Raw genomic sequence first — 19,318 nt, 5'->3', positions numbered from 1 at the left:
CCCATGATCATGGGAAGCCCGAAATGGCAGGGACATGACGTGCCGCTCACGGCTGCGCCCGCGGCTGCGGCTGAAACGACGCCGGCGCCGCTCTCGGTGTGGCAGCTGATCCGCGAGGATGTGAGCTGCGTGAAGGCGCGCGATCCGGCGGCCCGCCACACGTTCGAGATCGTGCTCACCTATCCCGGCGTGCATGCCATCATCTGGCACCGCCTCGCCAGCCGGCTGTGGCGCGGCGGGGTCAAGTTCCCGGCCCGCTTCCTGTCCTGGCTCGGGCGCTTCCTGACCAATGTGGACATTCACCCCGGCGCCACCATCGGCCGCCGCTTCTTCATCGATCACGGCGCGTGCGTGGTGATCGGCGAGACCGCGGAAGTGGGCGACGACGTGACCCTCTATCACGGCGTGACCCTGGGCGGCACGTCCTGGACCGCCGGCAAGCGGCACCCCACCCTGCGCGACGGCGTGCTGGTGGGGGCCGGGGCGAAGATCCTCGGTCCTATCACCGTGGGGGCCGGCTGCCGCATCGGCGCCAATTCGGTGGTGATTGAGGATGTGCCCCCGGCCATGACGGTGGTGGGCATTCCCGGCCGCGTGGTGAAGGCCGTGGCGGACCGGCGCCGGGTGGGCGACGGCCGCATCGACCTGGAGCACCATCTGATGCCCGACCCGGTGGGGGAGGCCATCGTCTCCCTGCTCGACCGGATCGAGTTCCTGGAAGCGCGCCTCTCGCACCTGCAGGGCGAGCGGCAGCGCGGCCGTGGCGCCACCGCGGATGAAGCCGCATGAAGAGCCGGCGCGGTCCGCGGAAGATAGAGGAGTGGAGGTCGCAATGTCCGTAGTCGAAAAGCTGAAGTCCCTCTCCAGCGCCGAAGAATTCTTCGATCTGCTCCAGGTGGAATATCAGCCCGAGGTGTTGCAGGTGCTGCGCCTCCACATCCTGCGGCGGATGGGGCAGTACCTGGTGTCCGCCGAATTTGACGGGATGAGCGAGGAAGAGATCTTCGCCGCGGCACAATCCATGCTCGCCCAGGCCTATGCGGACTTCATCAAGTCCAATCCCATGGCCGAGCGCGTCTTCAAGGTGCTGAAGGAGCACGATCCGAACCGGCCGCCGGCGCCGGGCCCGAAGCCCGCCTTCGTGCCCCTCGCCACGCTGACCACCGGAAGCTGAAGCCGCGCCGCCCACTTGTGGGCGCGGCGGGCCACCAGATTGCGTTATCCGGGCCGGTGCGGCTTTGACCGCTCGCCGGCCCGGGAGGGAAATGGCTGTGCGCCCGTAATCGGGGCGGGAGCCTTTCCGCTGTGCGGGTGCGCGTCGCCCTGCCGTGCCGTTCCGGCCGGCGGGTCTGCGCCCTGGACCACCCACTCCCGCCGGGAGGCTCTCGCCTTCCGGCCGGCTGCCCTCTCCCCGCTGATTGTTTGTTGAACTTTCGGTCTTTTTTATTTTTTCATTCGGCTGGTCGCTCGGCCGTGTGCGGGGGGAGGGCAGATTTTCCAAAGCCGCAGCGCCGCTGCTGCGGTGGCGGAGGGCATGAGCCCCCGCTTGCGGACAGGATTGCGCCCGTCCCCCTCGACCCCCTGCCAGATCATCGACCATCGCGCTTGAGCTGCTGTCTCTTTGCCCCTCTGATGGCCGGCGCGGGCAATGGCGCGCGGAGGGCGCGATGGCGGCAGCGGACGATGGTGCGGGACACGACGGCGCAGGACACGGCGGCCCGAGGCCGCGGGACACAGGGCCGGAGTACATGAGGGAGCCGGGTCCCGGGCCGGCTCCGGGCAGCCGGGGTGGCCATGGCAAGGCGGCCCACCGCTTTCCCTGCGCAATCTGCGGCCGCGTGTTTCCGCAATCGCAACTCCTGCCTTTCTCCATGCTGCGTCCGCCCCTGGCGGCCTTCGCCTGCGAGCGGCATGCGGAGCTGACCGCCGGCAGCCTGCTCTGCCACGACGACCTCGCCACCCTGCGGGCCGGCTTCATCACCCGCCTCCTGGAAAAGGAGCACGGCGAGCTGGGGCGCCTCGAAAGGGAGGTGGTGGAGAGCCTGGCCGCCCACGAAACCCTGGCGGAGGACGTGGAGCGCTCGTTCGAAAGCCGCCGCACCTTCGGTGACCGCATGGCCGACAACCTCTCCCGCTTCGGCGGCAGCTGGTCTTTCATCGGCGCCTTTGCCGGCTTTCTGGTCGGCTGGATCGTGTTCAACCTGGTCGCGGCCGGAAGCGGCCGGTTCGATCCCTATCCCTTCATCCTGCTCAACCTCGTCCTGTCGTGCCTGGCCGCCATCCAGGCGCCGGTGATCATGATGAGCCAGAAGCGGCTGGAGGCGCGGGACCGGCTGCGGGCGGAGAACGATTTCAAGATCAATCTGAAGGCCGAGCTTGAAATCCGCCATCTGCATGAGAAGCTCGACCACCTGCTGACCCAGCAGTGGGAGCGCCTGGCCCAGATCCAGGAAATACAGATCGACCTCCTGGAAGCCATGAGCGGCGGCAAGCGGTAGCTCCATGCGTCCATCAGGCGGAATGGTTTTCCGCATGGCGCGAAATCAGAGGTAAATCGCGCGAAACCCGCTGGATTCCCGGGCAAATACCCGTCGTCTCCCACTATTTGTGCAGTGCGGCCGGCTTGAACCCCTCCTCGGATGGGAGTAGTCAAGCGCCGCTCGTTTCCTGCGGCGGCTCGTCTCATGCGCCCCGCCCCAGGTCGGTATCCGGGGACTTGGGATGGCCCGCAACAAGATCGCCCTCATCGGGGCCGGACAGATCGGCGGCACGCTCGCCCTTCTCGCCGGGCTGAAGGAGCTGGGCGATATCGTGCTGTTCGATGTCGCCGAAGGCGTCCCCGAGGGCAAGGCGCTGGACCTTGCCCAGCTCGCGCCGGTGGCCGGTTTCGATGCCGCATTCGAGGGCGTGCACAGTTATGACGCCATTGCCGGCGCCGCCGTGGTGATCGTCACCGCCGGGGTGCCGCGCAAGCCGGGCATGAGCCGCGACGATCTCCTGGCCATCAATTTGAAGGTGATGGAGCAGGTGGGCGCCGGCATCCGCAAATATGCGCCGGACGCTTTCGTCATCTGCATCACCAATCCGCTCGACGCCATGGTGTGGGCGCTGCAGCGCACCAGCGGCCTGCCGCCGGAGAAGGTGGTGGGCATGGCGGGCGTGCTCGATTCCGCCCGCTTCCGCTATTTCCTCGCCGAGGAGTTCGGCGTGTCGGTGGAAGACGTGACCGCCTTCGTCATGGGCGGCCACGGCGACGCGATGGTGCCCCTGGTGCGGTATTCCACCGTGGGTGGCATTCCCGTTCCCGATCTCATCCGCATGGGCTGGACCAGCGAGGAGCGCGTGGCCGCCATCGTCCAGCGCACCCGCGACGGCGGGGCGGAGATCGTCAACCTGCTGCGGTCCGGCTCGGCCTTCTATGCGCCGGCGGTGTCCGCCATCGCCATGGCCGAGAGCTATCTGAAGGACAAGAAGCGCCTTTTGCCCGTCGCCGCGCGGCTCGATGGCGAGTATGGCTTCAGGGATATCTACGTGGGCGTGCCGGCCGTGATCGGCGCCCGTGGTGTGGAGCGCATCGCCGAGGTCGATCTCGACCGGGCGGAGCGCGCCATGTTTGAAAAGTCGGTCGCCGCCGTCGAAGGACTGGTGGAGGCCTGCGTGAAGATCGCACCCGGCCTCGGGAAGTGATCTCGACAGTGGCGGCGCACCGTGAGGGGCGTCGTTTTCGTGCCGGCTGATCGACCGGCGAGGTGAAGGAGACGAATGCTCCCCTCCTCGGGGCTCGGGGGTCTTTGCGCGGTCCGGTGGATCGCCTGAAAGATGCCGGGTCCTCTCTGCGGGTGGAGGCGACCCCTTCCCGTCACCGCGCGCCTGGCGCGCGGCACGGGCGGCGGCCGCTTCTGGGGGGAAGGGGCAGTTCGCAACCCTTGAGGGACGCAGAGATGAATATTCACGAGTACCAGGCCAAGGCGCTCCTGAAGAAATACGGCGCGCCGGTCTCGCGCGGCGTACCGGTGCTGAAGGTGGAAGAGGCGGAGGCGGCCGCCAAGGAACTCGGCGGCCCGCTCTGGGTCGTGAAGTCCCAGATTCATGCGGGCGGCCGCGGCAAGGGCAAGTTCAAGGAAGCCGCCGCCGGCGAGAAGGGCGGCGTGCGCCTCGCCAAGTCCATCGAGGAGGTGAAGGAATTCGTCTCCCAGATGCTCGGCAACACCCTCGTCACCATCCAGACCGGCCCGGCCGGCAAGCAGGTGAACCGCCTGTATCTGGAAGATGGCTCCGACATCGAGAAGGAGTTCTACATCTCCCTGCTGGTGGATCGTGCCACCTCTCACGTTGCCTTCGTGGTTTCCACCGAAGGCGGCATGGACATCGAGGAAGTGGCCCATTCCACCCCTGAGAAGATCGTGACCTTCTCGGTGGACCCGGTGACCGGCGTGCAGGGCTTCCACGGCCGCAAGATCGCCCAGGCCCTCGGCCTTTCCGGCGACCTGGCCAAGCAGGCCGGCAAGCTCGCCCAGGTGCTCTACACCGCCTTCGTCGATACCGACATGGCCATGCTCGAGATCAACCCGCTGATCGTCACCAAGGACGGCCAGCTGCGCGTGCTCGACGCCAAGGTGACCTTCGATTCCAACGCGCTGTTCCGCCATCCCGAGCTCGCCGAGCTGCGCGACCTGACGGAAGAGGACGAGAAGGAAATCGAGGCCTCCAAGTACGACCTCGCCTACATCGCCCTCGAAGGCACCATCGGCTGCATGGTGAACGGCGCCGGCCTGGCCATGGCCACGCTGGACATCATCAAGCTCTATGGCGAGAGCCCGGCCAACTTCCTCGACGTGGGCGGCGGCGCCACCGAGGAGAAGGTGACGGCAGCATTCAAGATCATCACCGCGGACCCCAATGTGAAGGGCATCCTGGTGAACATCTTCGGCGGCATCATGAAGTGCGACGTGATCGCGCGCGGCGTGCTGGCGGCGGTGACGGCGGTGGGCCTGCAGGTCCCGCTGGTGGTGCGCCTCGAAGGCACCAACGTGGAAGAAGGCAAGAAGATCATCCGTGAGTCCGGTCTGAACGTGATCCCGGCCGATGATCTGGATGACGCGGCGCAGAAGATCGTCGCCGCCGTGAAGAAGGAAGCTGCGTGATGTCCGTGCTCATCGATGCCAACACCCGTGTCATCACCCAGGGCTTCACCGGCAAGAACGGCACGTTCCATGCGGAACAGGCCATCATCTATGGCACCAAGATGGTCGGCGGCACCTCGCCGGGCAAGGGCGGCTCCACCCACCTCGGCCTGCCGGTGTTCGACACCGTGATCGAGGCCAAGGAGAAGACCGGGGCGGACGCCTCGGTCATCTATGTGCCGCCGCCCGGTGCGGCCGATGCCATCCTGGAAGCCATCGACGCGGAAATCCCGCTCATCGTCTGCATCACCGAAGGCATCCCGGTGCTGGACATGGTGAAGGTGAAGCGGGCGCTTTCGGGCTCGAAGTCGCGCCTCATCGGCCCCAATTGCCCCGGCATCGTCACCGCGGGAGAATCGAAGATCGGCATCATGCCGGCCAACATCTTCAAGAAGGGCTCGGTGGGCGTGGTGTCGCGCTCGGGCACGCTGACCTACGAGGCGGTGTTCCAGACCTCGCAGGAGGGGCTGGGCCAGACCTCGGCGGTGGGCATCGGCGGCGACCCGGTGAAGGGCACCGAGTTCATCGATGTGCTGGAGATGTTCTTAGGTGATCCGAAGACGCAATCGATCATCATGATCGGCGAGATCGGCGGCTCGGCGGAGGAAGAGGCGGCGCAGTTCATCGCCGACGAAGCCAAGAAGGGCCGCAAGAAGCCGATGGTGGGCTTCATCGCCGGCCGCACGGCGCCTCCCGGCCGCCGCATGGGCCATGCGGGCGCCATCATCTCCGGCGGCAAGGGCGGCGCCGAGGACAAGATCGCGGCCATGGAGGCGGCGGGCATCCGCGTGTCGCCCTCCCCGGCCCGCCTCGGCAAGACCCTGGTGGACGTGCTGAAGGGCTGATCGGCTGTGCCTTCGCCCGGTTCCGGGCGGAGGTAACGTTTCCGCGATGGGGGCGGTGGTCCATTCGGGCCGCCGCTTCTCCACCGGCGAGGGCAGACGGCCCTGGCCGGTGGGCGGAATGCGGAAGGCCGCCGCGCAATCGCCATGAAGTTCGGCGACTGGCGAGCGCGGTTCGGGGACGGCGCCACATGGCCTACCGCTAGGCCTCGGCGCATCCCATCTAAAGGTTGTCGAGCACCTCTGCCGAAGGCCGCCACGAGCCTCGCAGGGGTGAAAGGGCGCCCGGCCCCCGCCGGACGCCGGATTTGTGGCAGACGAGCGGTCTTTGGGGCTTCATTTTCAGCGTAAAATGCGCTGAAGGAAGGCGAGGCGCCATCGACCATCCGGGAAGAAGCCCATGTCGCGCGCGGAACAGAACGACGTTTTCCTCTCCACCTCCTTCCTCTATGGCGCGAATGCGGCCTGGATCGAGGATCTCTACGCCCGCTACGAAGCCGATCCGAATTCGGTCAGCGCGGAATGGCAGGCCTTCTTCGCAGCGCTGAAGGACGATCCCCGGCAGGTGATCGACAATGCCCGCGGCGCTTCCTGGAAGAAGCCGCACTGGCCCGTGCACGCCAATGGCGAGCTGGTCTCGGCCATGGACGGGCAGTGGATCGAGGTCGAAAAGGCCATCACGGAGAAGGTGAAGGCCAAGGCGCAGAAGTCCGGCGCGGAGTTTTCCGCAGCCGAGGTGCAGCAGGCGAGCCGCGATTCCGTGAAGGCGCTGATGATGATCCGCGCCTATCGCATGCGCGGTCACCTGCATGCCAATCTCGACCCGCTGAACCTCACCCCGGCCCGCGAGGCGCCGGAGCTCGATCCGGCCTCCTACGGCTTCTATGAGGCCGACCTCGACCGCAAGATCTTCATCGACCACGTGCTGGGCATGGAGTTCGCCACCGTCCGCCAGATGGTCGCCATCCTGCGCCGGACCTATTGCGCGTCCATTGGCGTCGAGTTCATGCACATCTCCTCGCCCGAGGAGAAGGCCTGGATCCAGGAGCGCATCGAGGGCCCGGACAAGGAGGTGACCTTCACCCGCGAGGGCAAGCGCGCCATCCTCAACAAGCTGGTGGAGGCCGAGGGCTTCGAGAAGTATCTCGACGTCAAGTACACCGGCACCAAGCGTTTCGGCCTCGACGGCAGCGAGAGCCTGATTCCGGCGCTGGAGCAGATCATCAAGCGCGGCGGCAATCTCGGCGTGAAGGACATCGTGTTCGGCATGGCCCATCGCGGCCGCCTGAACGTGCTGACCCAGGTGATGGGCAAGCCGCACCGCGCCCTGTTCCACGAGTTCAAGGGCGGCTCCTGGGCCCCCGACGACGTGGAAGGCTCGGGCGACGTGAAGTACCACCTCGGCGCCTCGTCGGACCGCGAGTTCGACAACAACAAGGTCCATTTGTCGCTGACCGCCAACCCGTCGCACCTGGAGATCGTCGATCCCGTGGTGCTGGGCAAGGCGCGCGCCAAGCAGGACCAGCTGGGCGACACCGAGCGCACCAAGGTGCTGCCGCTGCTGCTGCACGGCGACGCCGCCTTCGCCGGCCAGGGCGTGGTGGCCGAGTGCCTCGGCCTCAGCGGCCTGAAGGGGCATCGCACCGGCGGTTCGATCCACTTCATCATCAACAACCAGATCGGCTTCACCACCAATCCGCGCTACTCGCGCTCCTCGCCCTATCCCTCGGATGTGGCGAAGATGATCGAGGCGCCGATCTTCCACTGCAATGGCGACGACCCGGAATCCGTGGTGTTCTGCGCCAAGGTGGCGACCGAGTTCCGCCAGCGCTTCCACAAGCCGGTGGTCATCGACATGTTCTGCTACCGGCGCTTCGGCCACAATGAGGGCGACGAGCCGGCCTTCACCCAGCCGAAGATGTACAAGGTGATCCGCCAGCACCCGAGCGTGCTCGAACTCTACGGCCGGAAGCTGGAAGCCGAGGGCGTGGTCACCGCCGGCGAGCTGGACACCATGCGCACCGCGTGGCGCGACCGGCTGGAAGCGGAATACGAGGCCGGCCAGGCCTACAAGCCCAACAAGGCCGACTGGCTGGACGGCCGCTGGGCCGGCTTCAAAGCCATCCAGGAGGATGACGATCCGCGCCGGGGCAACACCGGCGTGGCCGTGGACACCCTGAAGGCCATCGGCGAGAAGATCACCAAGGTGCCGGAGGGCTTCAACGTCCACCGCACCATCCAGCGCTTCCTCGACAACCGCAAGAAGGCCATCGAGGAAGGTTCGGGCATCGACTGGGCGACCGGCGAGGCGCTGGCCTTCTGCTCGCTCATGCTGGAGGGCAACCCGGTTCGCCTCTCCGGCCAGGACGTGGAGCGCGGCACCTTCTCCCAGCGCCATTCGGTGCTGACCGACCAGGAGACCGAGGCCCGCTACAAGCCCTTCAACCATCTCTCGCAGACGCAGGCCAAGTACGAGGTCATCAATTCGATGCTCTCGGAAGAGGCGGTGCTGGGCTTCGAATATGGCTATACCCTCTCCGAGCCCAACACCCTGGTGCTCTGGGAAGCGCAGTTCGGCGACTTCGCCAACGGCGCGCAGGTGCTGTTCGACCAGTTCATCTCCTCGGGCGAGCGCAAGTGGCTGCGCATGTCCGGCCTCGTCTGCCTGCTGCCGCACGGCTATGAGGGCCAGGGGCCGGAGCACTCCTCCGCCCGCCTCGAACGCTACCTGCAGCTCTGCGCCGAGGACAACATGCAGGTGGCGAACTGCTCCACCCCGGCCAACTACTTCCACATCCTGCGCCGGCAGCTGAAGCGCGAGTTCCGCAAGCCGCTGATCCTGATGACGCCGAAATCACTGCTGCGCCACAAGCGGGCGGTTTCGTCCCTGTCGGACATGGTGGCGGGCACCTCGTTCCATCGGGTGCTGTGGGACGACGCCCAGTCGCACCCCACCGCCGATGGCATCAAGCTGGTTCCGGATGCGAAGATCCGCCGGGTCGTGCTGTGCACCGGCAAGGTCTATTACGACCTGCTGGAGGAGCGCGAGAAGCGCGGCGTCACCGACGTCTACCTGATGCGGGTGGAGCAGCTCTATCCCTTCCCGCTCAAGACGCTGGCGCAGGAGCTGTCCCGCTTCAAGGGCGCCGAGGTGGTCTGGTGCCAGGAAGAGCCGAAGAACCAGGGGGCCTGGGCCTTCGTTCAGCCCTACCTGGAATGGGTGCTGGAGCAGGTGGGCGGCACGGCCAGGCGGCCGCGCTACGCCGGCCGTCCCGCCTCCGCCGCTACCGCCACCGGCCTCATGTCCAAGCACATGGCGCAGCTCAAGGCCTTCCTCGACGAAGCTCTGGGCTGAGGTCGAGCCATGGCCCACTTCCTCCTCCGCCTCTCGCCGCCGCGCCCGGGCTTCCCGCAGGATGCCACCGCGGCGGAGATGGACGCCATGCTCGCCCACACCGCCTTCTGGCAGGGCGAGGCCGATGCCGGCCGCGCCCTCGCCGTGGGGCCGGTGGCTGATCCGTCCGGGATCTGGGGCATGGCGGTGGTGGAGGTGGACGACGAGGCCGGGGCCGCCCGCCTCGTCGCTGAAGATCCTGTCATCCGGGCGAACCTGGGCTTTTCCTATAAGGTGATGCCCATTCTGTCGCTCATCCAGCGCCGGGCACCGAGCCCGGCCCCTGCCGAATAGCTGAGGGAGGCCCCAAAAGGGGCGAACGCAATGACCACCGAGATCCGCGTGCCCACCCTGGGCGAGTCCGTTACCGAGGCGACCATCGGCAAGTGGTTCAAGAAGCCCGGCGATGCCGTCAAGGCCGATGAGCCTCTGGTGGAGCTCGAGACCGACAAGGTGACGGTCGAGGTGCCCGCGCCCACCTCCGGCGTGCTGGCCGAGATCGTCGCCAAGGATGGCGACACCGTGGGCGTCGGCGCCCTGCTGGGCGCCATCACCGCCGGTGCCGGTGCTGCCGCCGCCGCTCCCGCGCCTGCCGCCGCCCCCGCCGCTGCGGCGCCCGTGGCGCCTGCCCCCGCGCCCGTCGCCGCCCCGGCGGCTGCCGCTTCCGGCGCCAATGGCCCGGCGGTGGGCCGCATCGCCGCCGAGAGCGGCGTGAACCCGGCGGACGTGTCCGGCTCCGGCAAGGACGGCCGTGTCACCAAGGGCGACATGCTGGCCGCCATCGCCGCCGGCGCTGCTGCGGCGCCCACCGACGCCGCCCGCGAGGAGCGGGTGAAGATGACCAAGCTGCGCCAGACCATCGCGCGGCGCCTGAAGGATGCGCAGAACACCGCCGCCATGCTCACCACGTTCAACGACGTGGACATGACCGCCGTGATGAGCCTGCGCAGCCAGTTCAAGGATGCGTTCGAGAAGAAGCACGGCACCAAGCTCGGCTTCATGGGCTTCTTCACCAAGGCGGTGATTGCGGCGCTGAAGGACATCCCGGCGGTGAACGCCGAGATCGATGGCCAGGATCTCGTCTACAAGAACTACTACAACATCGGTATCGCGGTGGGCACCGAGAAGGGCCTCGTGGTTCCGGTGGTGCGCGACGCCGACCTCATGTCGGTCGCCGACATCGAGAAGGCCATCGCCGGCTACGGCCGCAAGGCGCGTGACGGCAAGCTCGGCATCGAGGAGATGCAGGGCGGCACCTTCACCATCACCAACGGCGGCATCTACGGCTCGCTGATGTCCACCCCCATCCTCAACGCACCGCAGTCGGGCATCCTCGGCATGCACCGCATCGAGGATCGCCCGGTGGCCATCAAGGGCCAGGTGGTGATCCGCCCGATGATGTACCTTGCCCTCTCCTACGACCACCGCATCGTCGACGGCCGCGAGGCCGTGACCTTCCTGGTGCGTGTGAAGGAGACCCTGGAGGACCCGGCGCGGCTCGTGCTGGATCTGTGAGGATCTGGGGGATGGCCAGGCCTGGAAGCGTCTGGCCATCCTCTTCCTCGCCTATGCGGGCGCGATCTGCGCGGCGTTCAGCGGGGGCTTCGGGGGACGGGCGTTCGAGATCGTCATGGCCAGTCCGGGGCTGATGATGGGCCAGAGCTTCCCCGAGCAATTCTGGGCTTTCGTTCTCTTCGCCGGCGCGGTGGTATTGGGACTGGTCTTCCTGATTGTGGTCGAGCGCCTCATTCCAGCTGATCCTCCACCCGAACGGACATGAGAATGCCGACCGTCGCCATTGTGGAGGGCGTGACCATCCAGTTCTTCTTCAGCGATCACCCGCCGCCCCACTTCCACGCCCGGTTCGCCGAGCATCAGGCCTTGATCGCGCTGAACAGCTGGGATGTCTTGGAAGGATCGCTGCCCGCCCCCAAATTGAGGGCGGTTCTGGATTGGGCCAAGGCCCATGAAGACGAATTGGTGACCTGCTGGAAGAAGGCCGTAGTGCGCCAGTCGCCGGGGAAGATCGGATGAAGCTCGGAAACACCATCGTCTCGGTTGATGTGCCCCGCTTTCCGCTGGTGCGGCTGACCTATGCGGATGGCTATTCCGCAACCCTGGACTTCTCAGAGAAATTCGCCTGGGGCGAGGCAACCCGCCCCCTTTCCGATCCGGCTTTCTTCGCCACTGCCCATGTGGGCTCGGGCGGATCGAGCCTCGAATGGATCTGCCCAGACGGCGAGGAGATCGACTTCTGCGCCGACGCCCTGCGGTTCGAGGCGGAGGCCCTTGCCGACCGTCCCGCGGCCGAGTGATACCTGACTTGAGGAAACCATGTCCTACGATCTCATCGTCATCGGCACCGGCCCCGGCGGCTATGTGTGCGCCATCCGCGCGGCCCAGCTCGGCCTCAAGGTCGCGGTGGTGGAGAAGCGCGGCACCCATGGCGGCACCTGCCTGAACGTGGGCTGCATCCCCTCCAAGGCCCTGCTCTATGCCTCCGAGCTGTTCGAGGAGGCGGGCCACAAGTTCGGCGAGATGGGCATCGGTGTGCCCGCGCCCACCCTCGACCTTCCCGCCATGCTGGCCTTCAAGGACCGGGGCGTGGACGGCAACGTCAAGGGCGTCGAGTTCCTTTTGAAGAAGAACAAGGTGGACGTCTACATGGGCGCGGGGAAGATCCTCGGCGCCGGCAAGGTGGAAGTCACCCTCAATGCCGACGGCAAGGTCGAGGTGCTGGAGACGAAGAACATCGTCATCGCCACCGGCTCCGACGTCGCCCCGCTGCCGGGCGTCGCCATCGACGAGGAGCGCATCGTCTCCTCCACCGGCGCGCTGAAGCTGCCCAAGGTTCCGGGCAAGCTGGTGGTGGTGGGCGCGGGCGTCATCGGCCTGGAGCTGGGCTCGGTGTGGCGGCGCCTGGGCGCGCAGGTCACCGTGGTGGAATTCCTCGACCGTATCCTGCCCGGCATGGATTCGGACGTGGCCAAGAGCTTCCAGCGCATCCTCGACAAGCAGGGCTTCGCCTTCAAGCTCGGCACCAAGGTCACCGGCGTGGACACCAAGGGCAAGACCCTGAAGGTGTCGGTGGAGCCCGCCGCCGGCGGTGCCGCCGAAGTGCTGGAAGCGGACGTGGTGCTGGTCGCCATCGGCCGCATTCCCTACACCGCCGGCCTCGGGCTGGAGGAGGCGGGCGTCGCCAAGGATGCGCGCGGCCGCGTGGTCACCGACCACCACTTCGCCACCAACGTGCCCGGCATCTATGCCATCGGCGACGTGATCGTCGGCCCCATGCTCGCCCACAAGGCCGAGGACGAGGGCGTGGCGCTGGCGGAACTGCTGGCGGGCAAGGCCGGCCACGTGAACTATGACGTGATCCCCGGCGTGGTCTACACCTTCCCGGAGGTCGCCTCCGTCGGCAAGACCGAGGATGACCTGAAGGCCGCGGGCGTCGCCTACAAGGTCGGCAAGTTCCCCTTCACCGCCAACGGCCGCACCAAGGTGAACAACACCACCGACGGCTTCGTGAAGATCATCGCCGACGCCGCCACCGACAAGGTGCTGGGCGCCCACATCATCGGCCCCGAGGCCGGCGAGATGATCCACGAATGCGCGGTGCTGATGGAGTTCGGCGGCTCGTCGGAAGACCTCGCCCGCACCTGCCACGCTCATCCCACCCGCTCGGAAGCGGTGAAGGAGGCGGCCATGGCCGTGGAGAAGCGCGCCATCCACATGTGAGGGAAGCCCTCCGGCCAGGACGCTCCGGCCGGGCCGGAGGGAACTGGCCGGAGGAAAGCGGATCGCAGGGGCCCCGGCCGAAGGTGCGTTGCTCGAACGGGCTTGCGGTCCCTGCCGGAGACGGCCGGTCAGCCGCCCTTCTGGGGCGTCGGCGTGCTGGCGGTGGTGGTGGGCGTGCCGGACGAGGCGTTGGTCATGCCTGCGCATCCGCTGCCGCCGGCGAAGGCGGGTGCGGTGGCGGCAAGAACCGTAAGGGCGCACACGGTGAAGGCAATCCGCTTCATCTGTTTCTCCCGGGTCCAATGTGGTGCTGGCTCACCATTGGATTAAGCCACGGCCGACCGCCGCCGCGAACCCCCGCGGCTTGCCACGCGCCATCACGATCGCGCGCACGCTTGAGCGTCGCCGTCCCGTATCGATGACTTGCCCCGCTGCACTTTGCCGCTGAATCGCCGAGGTGTTTCAGCCTGGGCAGATCCGGCTCTCGCCGGACCCTATGCGCCGGCGTAGGTCACGGCCTCGATGCGCCAGCCGTCCGGGTCCGTCAGGAAGGCGGCATAATAGCCCGGCCCGTAGTGGGGGCGCAGGCCCGGCGCGCCGTAATCGGCGCCGCCCGCTGCCAGTCCCGCCGCATGGAAGGCGTCAACCGCCGCCCGGTCCCCGGCGCAGAAGCAGACATGGGTTCCCGCCGGCGGCACGAAGCAAATCTCCCGCAGCTGCACCCAGAAGGGCGCCGCACCGGGCAGCCCTTCCGGCGCAGGGAGGCTGCCGGGCGCTCCCCAGCAGGCGGAAGCACCCTCCGGCTCGTCATAGTCCGCCACCCGGGCGAGGCCGAGGGGCGCCAGGACCGCATCGTAGAAGCGCACCGCCCTCGCCAGGTCCACGGTGGTGACGGACAGGTGATCGAAGACAGGGCGGACGGGTGCAATGGGCATGGCCTTGTTCCCTCAGGTGCGGCCGGTGGCCCGCGGATGCGCCGCCCGGTAGGCGGCCATGAGCGCGGCGGTATCCACCTGGGTATAGATCTGGGTGGTGGAGAGGGAGGCGTGGCCCAGAAGCTCCTGGATGGCCCGGATCTCCCCGCCCCGCGACAGGAGATGGGTGGCGAAGGAGTGGCGCAGGGCGTGGGGCGTGGCCGTATCCGGCAGGCCGAGGGCGCCGCGCATGCGCTCCACCGCCGCCTGCACGATGCGGGGCGAGAGCGGGCCGCCCCGGGTGCCGCGGAACAAGGGCGCGGCCGGCGCCAGCACGAACGGGCACAGGTTACGGTATTCAGCTACGGCAGCGTGGATGGGTGCAATGAGCGGCACCATGCGCGTCTTGTTGCCCTTGCCCGTCACCCTCACCTGCCCGGCGCCCGGCGGCAGTTCGCCGGCGGCAAGGCCAAGGGCTTCGGAAATGCGCAGCCCCGCCCCGTAGAGCAGGGTGAGCACCGCCGCATCCCGTGCCAGCACCCAGGCGGCGCGATCCTCGCCGGCGCGGGTTGCGGGGTCGGCGAGGGCCCGGGCGGCGTCCACCGGCACCGGCTTGGGCAGGCTGGCCGGCACTTTCGGCGCCCGCACGGCGGCCAGAGCCCCCACCTTGCCCAGCCCTTCGCGCTCCAGGTGCCGGCCGAAGGAGCGGGCGGCGGCCAGCAGGCGCACCAGCGTGCGCGGGGCGACGCCATCGGCGCGGCGGGTGGCGAGCACGGCGCGCACATCCGCCGGCGTCAGCGCCGCGAGGGCGGGAAGGTCCGGGCGGCCGCCCAGATGGTCCTTCAGGCGCGTCAGCACCACGCAGAGGTCGCGGGCATAGGCCTCGATCGTCTTGGGGGAAAGCCGCCGCTCATGGGCGAGGCGCGCGAGCCAGGCGTCGGCCGCCAGCGCCACGTCCGGCGCGGCCGCAGCCGCAAGGCCGAGGGCGGCGCGCGCCGCCTTCTGCTGGTCGCTCATGGCCATGCCGGCCCCTCCGCTGCTGCGCCCGCGCTGTTGCACGATGTTGCAAAGTGAAACATGCGGCGGCCGAAAGACCCTATATAGCCGTGCCACCCCTTCAAAATCCCTGAAGGCGGCAAGTGATTCGACCAGGTCGATCCACAATTCCTTGATCTGGTGGATCAACTTTTCGAAACGGATGGGAACCATCCATTTCGGTTGATCCACTAGAGCGCGATCCGATCAGCTTGCAAGTAAGCTGGTCGGATAACGCGTTCTCTATCCTTAAGTGAGGGGGCGATTCACCGATCAAATCGAGTCCATTTGATCGGATCGCGCTCCAGGGCTTGCGCCAGCGCAACGACAGGCCCGGACCAATGGGAAACTGCAATCCGCCAGGCGCACGGGAGCGTAACAGGTCAGCATGAGCAGCCGCAGCCGCATTCTTCTCGTCCTGCTCGTCGCCGCGGTGGCCTCGGGCGCCGGTTATTGGTGGCTGCTGCGGCCGGTGGAAATCGGCGCGGTGGCCGTGCGGCCGGGCACGGCGGCGGAGATCGTCTATGCCACCGGCGTGGTGGAGCCCCGCCACTGGGCCAAGATCGCCACCCTGCAGCGCGAGCGCATCGTCGAGATCTGCGATTGCGAGGGGCAGCGGGTGAACAAGGGCGACGTGCTGGTACGCCTCGACGATTCCGAGGAGCGCGCGGCCCTCGCCGAGATGGAGGCGCGCCGCGAGCGCCTGGAGGGCGACGTGAAGCGGGCGCGGGCGCTGCTGGACAAGCAGGCCGGAACCCAGACCGCCCACGAGCAGGTGGTGACCCAGCTGCGCGAATACGAGGCCCGCATCGCCGCCCAGAACAAGCGCATCGACGACCTGAAGCTGCGCGCGCCCATGGATGGGGTGGTGCTGCGCAAGGATGGCGAGGTGGGCGAGATTGCGGTGAACACCGGCGACGAGGCCCTGATCTGGATCGGCGAGCCGAAGCCCCTGCGCATCGTCGCCGACGTGAACGAGGACGACATTCCCCGCGTCCGGCCCGGCCAGAAGGTGCTGCTGCGCAACGACGGCTACAAGGACCGCATCCTGCCCGCCACGGTGGCCGAGATCACCCCCAAGGGCGATCCGGTCAACAAGACCTTCCGCGTCTATCTCGCGCTGCCGGACGACACGCCCCTCGCCATCGGCATGAGCGTGGAGGCGAACATCGTCGTCGCCGAGCATGACGGGGTGCTGGTGGTGCCCGCCGAAGCGGTGCTTTCCGGCGCGGTGTTCCGGGTGGAGGCGGGGCGGCTCGCCAGGGTGAAGATCGAGGAGGGCATCCGCGGCACCCGCATGGTGGAGGTGCGGGCTGGCCTGAAGGATGGCGACCTGGTGGCCAGCCCCGCCACCTCCACCCTGAAGGACGGTGCGCGCGTGCGCCTCCGCGGGGAGGGGGCGCCGTGAGCCTGTCCTTCTTCATCGCCTTCACCCATGTGCGCAGCCGGGTGCGCCAGACGGTGGTGGGCGTGCTGGGGGTGGCCACGGGGGTCGGCTTCTCCATCATGATGGCGGCGCTGATGGAGGGCTCCCAGCGCGATTTCATCGCCCAGCTGGTGGATGCGCTGCCCCATATCCTGGTCAGCGACGAGCGGCGCAACCCCACCCCCCAGCCGGCGGACGAGGCGTTCGACGCCGCCGAGATCCAGGGCCTGACCACCAAGGCCATCCGCCCGGGCATCAAGAATCCCTTCGCCATCATGGAGGCGCTGGGCGGCTGGGTGGAAGGGGCGGTGGCGCCTTCGGTGCAGGCCAAGGCGGTGGTGCGCTTCGCCGGGCGCGACCGCTCCGCCAGCATCATCGGCGTGGACCCCCGGCGCGAGGCGGCGGTCTCCAAGCTGCCGACGCAGATCCGCGAGGGCACGCTGGCCGATCTCTACCGCTCGTCCAGCGCCATCATTCTGGGGGACGGGCTGGCGCGCAAGCTGGGGGTGCGACGGGGCAACGTGGTGTCGGTGACGGGCGGGCTGGGGCACACCCTTCTGTGCACCGTGGTGGCCTTTTCCCACACCGGCGTCGCCTCCGCCGACGACAGCCAGGCCTATGTCCTTTTGAAGACGGCGCAGATCCTCTCGGGCCAGACCGGCCTGGTGAACGAGATCCGCATCAAGGCGCAGGATGCGATGGGCGCGCGCGAGATCGCCGCGCGCATCGAGGAGGAGACCGGCTACAAGTCCGTGTCGTGGCAGGAGGCGCACGAGGACCTGCTCTCCGCCTTCGAGGTGCGCAATCTCATCATGTACATGGTGGTCGGCGCGATCCTGCTGGTGGCCTCCTTCGGCACCTACAACATCATCTCCACCATCACCCACGAGAAGACGCGGGACATCGCGATCCTGAAGTCCCTGGGCCTCACCTCCGCTCTGGTGCGGCGCATCTTCGTGATGGAGGGCTTCGTCATCGGTCTTGCCGGGACGATGCTGGGCTTTGCCCTGGGCTATGGGCTCACCTTCGCCTTGTCGCTGGTGGAGATCAAAAGCCCGTTCATGGATGCCACCCACCTGCCGGTCCATTACGCGCCGGTCCATTATGCCATTGCGGCGGCGGTGGCGCTGACCGCCTCGCTGACCGCAGCCTACCTGCCCGCCCGCAAGGCGGCGGCGGTGCAGCCGGTGGACATCATCCGGGGGGCATCGTGAGCGCGGTGCCGCTCATCCGGGCGGAGCGGCTGAGCCGGGTGATCGGCGGCGAGGTGCCCGCAACCCTGGTGGCCGATGCCGACCTGACGGTGGAGCCCGGCGCCTTCATCGCCATCACCGGGCCTTCGGGGTCCGGCAAGTCGTCCCTGCTCTACCTGCTCGGCCTTCTGGACCTGCCCACCACCGGGGAGGTCTATATGGAGGGGAAGGCGACGAGCCGGCTCGACGAGGATGCGCGCGCCGCGCTGCGCCTCTCCCGGCTGGGCTTCGTGTTCCAGTTCCATTTCCTGCTGCCGGAGTTCTCGGCGCTGGAAAACGTGCTGCTGCCCATGCGCGCCCTGAAGCGGCTGCCGGAGGATGCCATGCGGGCGCGGGGGCTGGCCTTGCTGGGCTCCCTCGGCCTGGCCGAGCATGCGCACAAGCGGCCGGACCAGCTTTCCGGCGGCCAGCGCCAGCGCGTCGCCATCGCCCGCGCGCTGGCCAACGACCCCAGCGTGATCCTGGCCGACGAGCCCACGGGCAATCTCGACACCCATTCCACCGAACAGGTGTTCGCCATCCTGCGCCGCCTGGTGGACGAGGAGCGGCGCGCGGTGGTGATCGTCACCCACGACATGGCGCTGGCGGCGCAGGCGGATGTGCAGGTGCGCATCGTGGATGGCCGCATCGTGGCCGCCGGCTGAAGGCCGGGGCGGGGCCTTCGGGCGCCGCCGGCGCAGAGGCTGCACGCCGGCCGCATCCTCCTTTTCCCTTTTCCCTTTTCCGGCTCCGGGCCCGGGTTGGCGCGCGGACTGGCGGGGAGGCTTGTGCGGGGCCGTCGCGCGGCTTGGCGCGGGAACTTGCGCGCCCCTCTTGCATTCCAGATATATCTAACGATATAAACGGTGTCGTTGTATCTTACGATATATCAATGGAGACGAATGATGTTTGGTTGCAAGCGTGACTGGAACGAGCAGCGCTTCGCCGGTGGCGGCGGGCGGGGCGATTGGGGTGGCCGCCAGGGCGGCGGCGGGCGCGGGCATCGCGGCGGCGGCGACATGTTCCGCATCGGCCGGATGCTGGCGCAGGGGGACCTGAAGCTGCTGGCCCTGTCGCTCATCGCGGAACAGCCGCGGCACGGCTATGAGATCATCAAGGTGATCGAGGAGAAGACCGCCGGCTGGTATTCGCCCAGCCCGGGCGTGGTCTATCCCACCCTCACCTTCCTGGAGGAGGCGGGCTATGTGACCTCCGAGGCGGACGGCGCCAAGAAGCGCTATGTCATCACCGAGGAGGGCCGCGCCTACCTCGCCGACAACAGCGACATGGCGGATGCCATCCTCGGCCGCCTGTCCGAGATCGGCCAGAAGATGGGGCGCGTGCGCAAGTGGATGGGCTGGAGCGAGAACGGGCCGAGCCACGGCGCCGAGCTGCCCCGGCTGGTGGAAGCCGCCCTGGAGAACCTGCGCGACGTGTCCCAGCAGAAGCTGGAAGCCAACCGTGGCGCGGAGACCCGCATCGTCGAGATCCTCGCCCGCGCGGCCAACGACATCCGCGAGGCGTGAGGCGGACGTGATGGAGCGTTCGCGCCCC

Annotated in this window: 20 protein-coding genes; 17 read left to right on the top strand and 3 right to left on the bottom strand. The window is 68.0% G+C overall.

Translation table 11 applies throughout. The features are described from left to right. The first annotated feature begins 3 nt into the window (after nt 1–3). From cysE to lpdA, 13 genes are all read left to right on the top strand, one after another. Nucleotides 4–789 (top strand): serine O-acetyltransferase, encoded by a 786-nt coding sequence (gene cysE / locus ACI7BZ_RS01890; protein WP_414115513.1) that lies wholly within the window; start codon nt 4–6, stop codon nt 787–789. 43 nt (nt 790–832) lie between these two features. Next, nucleotides 833–1,174 carry a nitrogenase stabilizing/protective protein NifW gene (nifW, locus tag ACI7BZ_RS01885; RefSeq protein ID WP_414115512.1) on the top strand — a complete coding sequence of 114 codons (342 nt, stop codon included), beginning with the start codon at nt 833–835 and terminating at the stop codon, nt 1,172–1,174. A 697-nt stretch (nt 1,175–1,871) separates the two neighbouring features. After that, nucleotides 1,872–2,498: a DUF1003 domain-containing protein gene (locus tag ACI7BZ_RS01880; RefSeq protein WP_414115511.1), complete on the top strand. Its 627-nt coding sequence runs from the start codon at nt 1,872–1,874 to the stop codon at nt 2,496–2,498. A 223-nt stretch (nt 2,499–2,721) separates the two neighbouring features. Further along, entirely contained in the window at nt 2,722–3,687 is a 966-nt protein-coding gene (gene mdh, locus ACI7BZ_RS01875; RefSeq protein WP_414115510.1) for a malate dehydrogenase, read from the top strand. A gap of 254 nt (nt 3,688–3,941) precedes the next feature. Further along, nucleotides 3,942–5,144 carry an ADP-forming succinate--CoA ligase subunit beta gene (gene sucC / locus ACI7BZ_RS01870; protein ID WP_414115509.1) on the top strand — a complete coding sequence of 401 codons (1,203 nt, stop codon included), beginning with the start codon at nt 3,942–3,944 and terminating at the stop codon, nt 5,142–5,144. Continuing rightward, nucleotides 5,144–6,028: a succinate--CoA ligase subunit alpha gene (gene sucD, locus ACI7BZ_RS01865; RefSeq protein WP_414115508.1), complete on the top strand. Its 885-nt coding sequence runs from the start codon at nt 5,144–5,146 to the stop codon at nt 6,026–6,028. Before sucC ends, sucD begins: the two co-directional genes overlap by 1 nt. A gap of 397 nt (nt 6,029–6,425) precedes the next feature. Then, nucleotides 6,426–9,380: a 2-oxoglutarate dehydrogenase E1 component gene (locus ACI7BZ_RS01860; RefSeq protein WP_414115507.1), complete on the top strand. Its 2,955-nt coding sequence runs from the start codon at nt 6,426–6,428 to the stop codon at nt 9,378–9,380. 9 nt (nt 9,381–9,389) lie between these two features. Further along, nucleotides 9,390–9,713 (top strand): YciI family protein, encoded by a 324-nt coding sequence (locus tag ACI7BZ_RS01855; protein ID WP_414115506.1) that lies wholly within the window; start codon nt 9,390–9,392, stop codon nt 9,711–9,713. A gap of 30 nt (nt 9,714–9,743) precedes the next feature. Further along, on the top strand, nt 9,744–10,934 hold the full coding sequence (odhB, locus tag ACI7BZ_RS01850) for a 2-oxoglutarate dehydrogenase complex dihydrolipoyllysine-residue succinyltransferase (protein WP_414115505.1): 1,191 nt from the start codon (nt 9,744–9,746) through the stop codon (nt 10,932–10,934). A 115-nt stretch (nt 10,935–11,049) separates the two neighbouring features. Then, the gene (locus ACI7BZ_RS01845) at nt 11,050–11,199 is read left to right on the top strand and encodes a hypothetical protein (RefSeq protein WP_414115504.1); all 150 of its coding nucleotides are present in this window, start codon (nt 11,050–11,052) and stop codon (nt 11,197–11,199) included. 2 nt (nt 11,200–11,201) lie between these two features. Then, nucleotides 11,202–11,453 carry a DUF4160 domain-containing protein gene (locus tag ACI7BZ_RS01840; RefSeq protein ID WP_250168733.1) on the top strand — a complete coding sequence of 84 codons (252 nt, stop codon included), beginning with the start codon at nt 11,202–11,204 and terminating at the stop codon, nt 11,451–11,453. After that, the gene (locus ACI7BZ_RS01835) at nt 11,450–11,734 is read left to right on the top strand and encodes a molybdopterin-guanine dinucleotide biosynthesis protein (RefSeq protein ID WP_414115503.1); all 285 of its coding nucleotides are present in this window, start codon (nt 11,450–11,452) and stop codon (nt 11,732–11,734) included. The genes ACI7BZ_RS01840 and ACI7BZ_RS01835 overlap by 4 nt, the downstream gene beginning before the upstream one ends. A gap of 19 nt (nt 11,735–11,753) precedes the next feature. Then, nucleotides 11,754–13,157 carry a dihydrolipoyl dehydrogenase gene (gene lpdA / locus ACI7BZ_RS01830; protein ID WP_414115502.1) on the top strand — a complete coding sequence of 468 codons (1,404 nt, stop codon included), beginning with the start codon at nt 11,754–11,756 and terminating at the stop codon, nt 13,155–13,157. Between the two features lie 128 nt (nt 13,158–13,285). Here the strand turns inward: lpdA and ACI7BZ_RS01825 are convergent, their stop codons facing one another. From ACI7BZ_RS01825 to ACI7BZ_RS01815, 3 genes are all read right to left on the bottom strand, one after another. After that, nucleotides 13,286–13,441: a hypothetical protein gene (locus tag ACI7BZ_RS01825; protein ID WP_414115501.1), complete on the bottom strand. Its 156-nt coding sequence runs from the start codon at nt 13,439–13,441 to the stop codon at nt 13,286–13,288. Nucleotides 13,442–13,651: 210 nt separating this feature from the next. Further along, nucleotides 13,652–14,092 (bottom strand): VOC family protein, encoded by a 441-nt coding sequence (locus ACI7BZ_RS01820; RefSeq protein WP_414115500.1) that lies wholly within the window; start codon nt 14,090–14,092, stop codon nt 13,652–13,654. Between the two features lie 12 nt (nt 14,093–14,104). Next, nucleotides 14,105–15,094: a tyrosine recombinase XerC gene (locus ACI7BZ_RS01815; protein WP_414115499.1), complete on the bottom strand. Its 990-nt coding sequence runs from the start codon at nt 15,092–15,094 to the stop codon at nt 14,105–14,107. 400 nt (nt 15,095–15,494) lie between these two features. Between ACI7BZ_RS01815 and ACI7BZ_RS01810 the strand changes: the two genes are divergently transcribed. The 4 genes from ACI7BZ_RS01810 (at nt 15,495) to ACI7BZ_RS01795 (ending at nt 19,290) form a co-directional block, all read left to right on the top strand. Further along, a complete protein-coding gene (locus tag ACI7BZ_RS01810) occupies nt 15,495–16,514 on the top strand; it encodes an efflux RND transporter periplasmic adaptor subunit (protein WP_414115498.1) in 1,020 nt (339 codons plus the stop codon). Beyond that, the gene (locus ACI7BZ_RS01805) at nt 16,511–17,746 is read left to right on the top strand and encodes an FtsX-like permease family protein (protein ID WP_414115497.1); all 1,236 of its coding nucleotides are present in this window, start codon (nt 16,511–16,513) and stop codon (nt 17,744–17,746) included. Before ACI7BZ_RS01810 ends, ACI7BZ_RS01805 begins: the two co-directional genes overlap by 4 nt. Further along, nucleotides 17,743–18,429: an ABC transporter ATP-binding protein gene (locus ACI7BZ_RS01800; RefSeq protein WP_414115496.1), complete on the top strand. Its 687-nt coding sequence runs from the start codon at nt 17,743–17,745 to the stop codon at nt 18,427–18,429. The genes ACI7BZ_RS01805 and ACI7BZ_RS01800 overlap by 4 nt, the downstream gene beginning before the upstream one ends. Before the next feature lie 240 nt (nt 18,430–18,669). Beyond that, nucleotides 18,670–19,290, top strand: a complete 621-nt coding sequence (locus tag ACI7BZ_RS01795; RefSeq protein ID WP_414115495.1) for a PadR family transcriptional regulator — start codon at nt 18,670–18,672, stop codon at nt 19,288–19,290. Nucleotides 19,291–19,318: the final 28 nt, after the last annotated feature.

It is taken from the genome of Xanthobacter sp. AM11 (assembly GCF_047444035.1).
Taxonomy (GTDB): domain Bacteria; phylum Pseudomonadota; class Alphaproteobacteria; order Rhizobiales; family Xanthobacteraceae; genus Xanthobacter.
Note: the sequence above shows the minus strand (reverse complement) of the source record. Positions and strands in the feature narration are given on the sequence as shown.

Coding starts and splice junctions, on each gene's coding strand:
- mdh (WP_414115510.1), top strand. CDS start 2,722: ATGGCCCGCAACAAGATCGCCCTCATCGGGGCCGGACAGATCGGCGGC.
- ACI7BZ_RS01825 (WP_414115501.1), bottom strand. CDS start 13,441: ATGAAGCGGATTGCCTTCACCGTGTGCGCCCTTACGGTTCTTGCCGCC.
- ACI7BZ_RS01840 (WP_250168733.1), top strand. CDS start 11,202: ATGCCGACCGTCGCCATTGTGGAGGGCGTGACCATCCAGTTCTTCTTC.
- ACI7BZ_RS01860 (WP_414115507.1), top strand. CDS start 6,426: ATGTCGCGCGCGGAACAGAACGACGTTTTCCTCTCCACCTCCTTCCTC.
- ACI7BZ_RS01845 (WP_414115504.1), top strand. CDS start 11,050: ATGGCCAGTCCGGGGCTGATGATGGGCCAGAGCTTCCCCGAGCAATTC.
- sucC (WP_414115509.1), top strand. CDS start 3,942: ATGAATATTCACGAGTACCAGGCCAAGGCGCTCCTGAAGAAATACGGC.
- ACI7BZ_RS01795 (WP_414115495.1), top strand. CDS start 18,670: ATGTTTGGTTGCAAGCGTGACTGGAACGAGCAGCGCTTCGCCGGTGGC.
- ACI7BZ_RS01855 (WP_414115506.1), top strand. CDS start 9,390: ATGGCCCACTTCCTCCTCCGCCTCTCGCCGCCGCGCCCGGGCTTCCCG.
- sucD (WP_414115508.1), top strand. CDS start 5,144: ATGTCCGTGCTCATCGATGCCAACACCCGTGTCATCACCCAGGGCTTC.
- ACI7BZ_RS01880 (WP_414115511.1), top strand. CDS start 1,872: ATGCTGCGTCCGCCCCTGGCGGCCTTCGCCTGCGAGCGGCATGCGGAG.
- lpdA (WP_414115502.1), top strand. CDS start 11,754: ATGTCCTACGATCTCATCGTCATCGGCACCGGCCCCGGCGGCTATGTG.
- cysE (WP_414115513.1), top strand. CDS start 4: ATGATCATGGGAAGCCCGAAATGGCAGGGACATGACGTGCCGCTCACG.
- ACI7BZ_RS01835 (WP_414115503.1), top strand. CDS start 11,450: ATGAAGCTCGGAAACACCATCGTCTCGGTTGATGTGCCCCGCTTTCCG.
- ACI7BZ_RS01815 (WP_414115499.1), bottom strand. CDS start 15,094: ATGGCCATGAGCGACCAGCAGAAGGCGGCGCGCGCCGCCCTCGGCCTT.
- ACI7BZ_RS01810 (WP_414115498.1), top strand. CDS start 15,495: ATGAGCAGCCGCAGCCGCATTCTTCTCGTCCTGCTCGTCGCCGCGGTG.
- odhB (WP_414115505.1), top strand. CDS start 9,744: ATGACCACCGAGATCCGCGTGCCCACCCTGGGCGAGTCCGTTACCGAG.
- ACI7BZ_RS01820 (WP_414115500.1), bottom strand. CDS start 14,092: ATGCCCATTGCACCCGTCCGCCCTGTCTTCGATCACCTGTCCGTCACC.
- nifW (WP_414115512.1), top strand. CDS start 833: ATGTCCGTAGTCGAAAAGCTGAAGTCCCTCTCCAGCGCCGAAGAATTC.